Annotated in this window: 1 protein-coding gene; it reads right to left on the bottom strand. The window is 75.6% G+C overall.

Going from position 1 to position 710, the window contains the following annotated elements; translation table 11 throughout:
- Positions 1-484 (bottom strand): thermonuclease family protein (locus tag HMPREF0731_RS23445; protein WP_007006563.1); only part of this gene is annotated, 484 nt, incomplete at its 3' end.
- Between the last annotated feature and the right edge of the window lie 226 nt (positions 485-710).

Raw genomic sequence — 710 nt, 5'->3', positions numbered from 1 at the left:
CCGCCTGCTCCTCGGCCGCCAGGGCGCCGCCCTCGGCCAGCGCCCAGCCGGAGGCCACCAGCGCCGCGTTGGTCTCCACCCCGCCCGCCTGGCAGGTGCCGAGCGCCCGGCCGAAGCGGTCGCGGCCCTGCACCCGGCAGCTCAGGTCGCGGTTTTGCACCAGCTGCGCCAGCGCTTGCGCAGCGGCGCCGCCGCAATCGAAACCCACGCCCTGGGCGGTGCTGCAGGTCTGCCCGCGCGGCGGCGACACCAGCCCGGCCAGGCGCAGCGTCCGCTCGCCCAGGCGCAGCGTGTCGCCATCCACCACCCGGATCTGGGCGGCGGCGGCATTCCAGTCCTGTTCGCGCGGGGCGGAGCCGAAGAGATTGGCCGGCAGGCCGAGGCCGGCGAGCGCCAGGGCCATGAAGCCCAGGGCGCTGCCCATGGCGATGCCGCGCCAGCGGCGCGGGGCGGGGGCGGGGCGGAAGATGCGGCGGCGGGTCACGCGGCGAAGCGTTAGACGAGAGGCTTAAACGGTTCAAGCGTTGAAAAGGTTTCAGTAAATTCGCCCTGCATCCCGCTGGAGGGTGACGGCCCAGCCATGCGGAGAGGGCAGGGCGGCACCCCGCCCCGCCTCAGGCGCCCCAGAAGGGCTCCTGCCGGGCGAAGCGGCGCCAGGAGTCGAGCGCTGCCTGGCGCGTCCCGCGCGAGGCGGCCAGCGCCCAGCCCTC

Origin of the sequence: Pseudoroseomonas cervicalis ATCC 49957, assembly GCF_000164635.1 — a bacterium.
GTDB classification, from domain to species: domain Bacteria; phylum Pseudomonadota; class Alphaproteobacteria; order Acetobacterales; family Acetobacteraceae; genus Pseudoroseomonas; species Pseudoroseomonas cervicalis.
This window is presented reverse-complemented; position numbering and strand designations above follow the sequence as displayed.